This window comes from Halanaerobium sp. (assembly GCF_003070835.1).
Map to the genome: position 1 here is coordinate 1 of NZ_QBLR01000258.1, position 4,936 is coordinate 4,936.

3 protein-coding genes are annotated in these 4,936 nt (G+C 31.0%); all 3 read right to left on the bottom strand.

Annotation, left to right across the window (positions count from 1 at the left end):
* Window positions 1–191 precede the first annotated feature (191 nt).
* On the bottom strand, window positions 192–2,390 hold the full coding sequence (locus tag CI949_RS16785) for a methyl-accepting chemotaxis protein (RefSeq protein WP_089655304.1): 2,199 nt from the start codon (window positions 2,388–2,390) through the stop codon (window positions 192–194).
* Window positions 2,391–2,485: 95 nt separating this feature from the next.
* Window positions 2,486–3,766: an HD domain-containing phosphohydrolase gene (locus CI949_RS16790; RefSeq protein WP_290768452.1), complete on the bottom strand. Its 1,281-nt coding sequence runs from the start codon at window positions 3,764–3,766 to the stop codon at window positions 2,486–2,488.
* A gap of 50 nt (window positions 3,767–3,816) precedes the next feature.
* Window positions 3,817–4,936, bottom strand: a 1,120-nt coding sequence (locus tag CI949_RS16795) for a sensor domain-containing diguanylate cyclase (protein WP_290768454.1), incomplete at its 5' end; no start/stop codon positions are given.

Sequence of the window (4,936 nt, forward strand, 5' to 3'; positions counted from 1 at the left end):
ACCTATCTGAAGTTGTAACCTGGATTAAGTAGAAATTATCAACTAACCTATATAATTTTTTACCACAAAAAAGTATTTGTGAGCATATCATATAATAAAGGAGTTTCCCTGCAGATATTATGGTTAATGAAAAGAGGAAAACTCCTTTATTAGTACCGAGCTTAATTTTAACTTTGGTTTTAAATGATAATTTATTCTTTATCCTCAAAATTAAATCTGGAAACAATATTATTTAATTTTTCAACCATATCAACCAATTCTTCTGAAGCATTTACAACTGTTTGAGTTGAAGCAGCCTGTTCTTCACTGGAAGCAGCTACTTCTTCTGCATTAGCAGCTGCCTGTTCACTGACATCAGCAATCTCATCCACTGAATTTTTCACATGAACACTATTTTGATTCATTTTTTCGACTTCATTTCTTATATTAATAATTAAAGTCTCTAAATCTTCAGCTTCATTTGTTATTTTTCCAAAAGAGGAAGCTGTTACATTTATTGCCTCCACACTTTCCTCTACGGCTTCTTCATTTTCATCCATATTTTCTACCGCTTTTTCAACATCTTTTTGAATTGATTTAATTAATTTAGCTATATCATCAGTTGCATTAGACGACTGTTCTGCCAGCTCTCTAATTTCTTCTGCCACTACTGAAAAACCTCTTCCAGCTTCTCCTGCTCTGGCAGCTTCAATAGCAGCATTTAAGGCTAAAAGATTTGTCTGTTCAGAAATTCCATTGATTAAATTAACTATTTCACCTATTTTTTCTGAAGACTGACCTAATGAATCAATAGCTTCTGCAGTTGTTTTAGTATTATTTTTAACCCGAGAAATACTTTCTTCAGAACTATTTAGAGCCTGATTACCCGATTCAATATTATTCATTACATTTTCAGATCTTTCTGTCATATTATCAGAATTTTGATTAACGGACTTAATCTGTTCTCTTAGTTCTGCAATAGTAGCAGATGTTTCTTCAACCTGAGCTGACTGTTCCTCCGCTCCAGAAGCCACAGTCTGCATTGCATCACCAATTTCTTCAGCAGATGCTGACAATTCTTCTCCAGTTGCGGTTAATTCCTGGCTGGAAGCAGATAGATTATTTGACATATCCATCATATCTCTAATCAAGTCGCGTAGTACATCTGCAAATTTATTAAACCAGGCACCCAATTTTTCTATTTCATTTTTATTTACTTCTTTATAGACTTTACATTCAGTACAGTCTTCATATTCTCCAGTTGTTATTTTAGGACAGTGTACTTCTTTACCAAACTCAGGTGCATAAGATCCTACATCAAACCAGCAGGTTACACCATCTCTATCAAAATCAGGACAGCTTTCTTCACCACAATCCATAATTTCTGAGCACTTTACTGTTTTAATTGGATATGAAACATTTAAATTACCAAGTGCTAAAGCAGCAAACATACCTTCAAAATCTTCTAAGGGATCAAAGATCTTCTTTGAAATATAGAAAGTAATAATTAAAGTAATTAAAATTCCAATCAGAGCAAAAATAATAACATTTCTGGCCAGTGTATTTAAGCTATTTACTAACTGACTGCGATCAAAAGCAGCTTTGAAATATCCGCTCACTTTTCCCTGATAATCTTTAAACGGTAGTAAAAGAAGATTACTTTTACCTCGACTTTCAATAATAGTTTCCCCTTCTTCTAAACGGGAAATTAGCTGTCCACTAACTTCATAAGGATCATTATCTTCTGTACTTGCTATCCAGCTGCTGCTATCTTCTTCCCAGCTTATATTCTCCTTATCTGTAAGGGAGTAAAGATAATAATCACCATTAAATTGTGTTTTGATTTCTTCTAAAAAACCTGAGCCCAGACTTGACCCTAATTCAACAGTTCCCAAATGTTCCCCCTGATATTCTATAGGAGAAACTACCCGTAAACCATATCCTCCTCTCCCTTCTTCAATTCCAGAAACTAATTTTTTATTTTCATTTGCCTGATTGACTGTAAAACGGAAAGATGAAAGATTATCTCCATATTTTTCTAGATTATGTAACCTTAAAAAAGAAGTTGAGTCAGGTAGGTGAAAATGAAATTGAGCCATTTCTTCATTTATGTCCTGGTAAGATTCTAAAAGCATTTCTTTAAGCAGTTCCCTATTTCTCTCAGCAAATGCCTTTTGAACTGCAGTATTTTTAGCAACCAAACTGATTGCAATTTCTCCCTCTTCCTGCATGTCGTTTAATTTTATCTTCATTGTTGTTGAAATTGCATTAATTTTTTCTTTTTCCTGTTCTTTAATCACTGCTGACATGTTAGAATAAATAAAATAGCTTAAAACCGAAATTATGATTATCATACTAAGACTGATAGTTAAAAGTAGTAAATTCCTTAATGATAAATTTATTTTTTTCATAACTTTCCCCCTTTTTTGGCAATCCTATATCCTTAAATTACATCAAAATTTTAAATATAATTTATAATTTACTCTGCTTTTTAAAATAACGATTCCTATTTATATAATTCATTGGATGTTTCTTTTAATAAATAAAACAACCTTTTCTCATTAATTTTTTCTCTAAAATCTTGATAATAATCACTGGCATTCTTCTGTTTCTCTATTCGTAATTGGTTAATCTCATTATAATTTTCTAAAAGGGTTGCTACGATATCTTTATCAATTTTATTACTGAGACTCATTTCTGTCAAAATCTTTTCAACTTTATTTTTTTTCATGCCCTTTCTGTAAGGCCTATCTTCAGTAATTGCAGTAAAAATATCTGCCACTGCCATAATTCTTTCACTTAAATTTAAATCCTTTTTATCAAGTTGAAATGGATACCCAGTACCATCTAACTTTTCATGGTGATAAGCTGCCATATTTCTAATTTTATCTAATTTGGGACTGGTAGATAGTGCCTGGTAAGTATAATATGTATGACTCCTTAAAATGTTCCATTCTTTCTTTGTAGGCTTTCCCTTTTTATTCAAGATTTCAGTTGGTACCATTAATTTTCCAATATCATGTAGGTAAGCTGCAGCCTTAATTTCTTTACATTCTCTTTTACTGTAATTATACTTTTCTGCTAAAGCAGGTGCTACTGCAGCAAGTCCCTGAGAATGAGCAGCAGTAAAAGGACTGCGAAAATCTGTAATATGACTGATTAATTTGGATACATTAATTAATTCATCCAGATCCATCTTCCAGTCAATATCTTCGAAAAAGTTATCCAGCTCCTTACTTATCACTTTCTCAGAAATTATATCCAGGCAAAATGCTTCATTTTCTATTAGTTCTGGAAATAATTTTAGACACTCAGGACAAAATCGTTCTTTATTGTTCTCAATAACTTTTTTTATATGATTAACCTGATTTAAAACTGATTTACCATCTGAAATTAAAACGACTATTCGATCTGCAAGATGGATAATATTGCTTAACTGATTTTGATTATTAGAATAATCATGGTGATGATATCTAATAATATCAGCAATTTCAGGGTCAAAACAGTTTTGCTCAAGCAGTTTATATCCTACTTCAGCATGAAAATTATTTTCATCATCAGAATTTAAATCCTGATATTCCTGATCTAAATAAAATATACCTAAATCATGAAGCAAAGAAGCTGCAATTAATTTTTTCATTTCTTTGATGTCTAAACCTAACTTTAAGCCAAATCTATAGCTTACATAAGCTACTTTTTTATGATGGCCAACTAAAGTTTTACTGATTAAATCCATTGCATAACTTAATGACTTTATAATGTTATAAAAATTATAATTCTCCTTCATATTACTCGCACCTCTCCTAATTTTTCATAAACTCAATAAATTGTTTCACCTTATTTTCTCCCTTTATTAATATACATCTTCTGGTCCGCCTTATTAAAAACCTCACTTAAGCTCTGATGACTATCTTCCATTACTTCAAATCCTAGTGAAATAGATAAAGGTTTTACCAGTTTTTCACCCTTATTAAATTCATTAATATTTTGTTGTAGTCGCTGACAGAAATTTTCCGCTTCTTTATGATTAGTTGTTGGTAAAATTATTGCAAATTCATCTCCACCAATGCGAGCAATTATATCCTCTGTTCTAGCAGTTGACTTTAATATCTCTGCGGTATTAATTATATATTGATCACCCATTTTATGACCGTAATTATCATTAATAACTTTGAGTCCATCTAGATCAATAATGACAATTGTGATTGGATATTTCCGTGAAGACTCAAGTCGTTTTAACTCGTTTTCGAAATATCTTCTGTTATACAAGCCAGTTATATAATCATGTAAAGAAAGATATTCAATGTTGTTTTTTTCTTCTGTAATGATCCTTTCTTTTTCTTGCATAAGGGAATTCATTTCTTTTAAATGTTTCGTTTTATTTTCAACTAAAGCTTGAACTTTAAAGCTCCTATAAGATAATATGTAAGTTATAATTGCTAATAGAAATATAATACCAAAAAGTACCTTTCTAAACATTATTAAATTATTTTCAATCGACTTATTCCAGCCTTTATTTGGGATACCTGCTATAATAAACTTTCCCCCCTGGTATGATAAAGTTAAATTCACTGGATTTTTTTCAAATATATTATTTTCTCCAAAAAATACTTCTTCTTTTCTTTTTAGTGCTATCTTTAGAGAGGAATTTTCATTTTTTAATTTCACATATTCATAAATTGGGCTCATATCTAAAGCCATAGTTACTAAACCCCAAAAATTGTTATTTTTATAAATAGCCTTTCTTAAGATAATTCCGTCTCCTCCCTGTCTTAGTTTATAAGGACCACTTGCAACAGGTTTTTTGCTATCAATTGTTTCATTTACAGCTTTTCTAACTTCAGGCCTTTTATCTTCTAATAAATTATGCCCTACAGCCTCTTTATTATTTTTAATGGGATAGACATATTTATTTACTCCTTCAGGAGCTATAATAAGATTTCTTATTCCAGAGTTT

Bases quoted from the DNA above. Each gene is read 5' to 3' on its own strand.
- CI949_RS16790 (WP_290768452.1), bottom strand. From the start codon at position 3,766: ATGAAGGAGAATTATAATTTTTATAACATTATAAAGTCATTAAGTTAT.
- CI949_RS16785 (WP_089655304.1), bottom strand. From the start codon at position 2,390: ATGAAAAAAATAAATTTATCATTAAGGAATTTACTACTTTTAACTATC.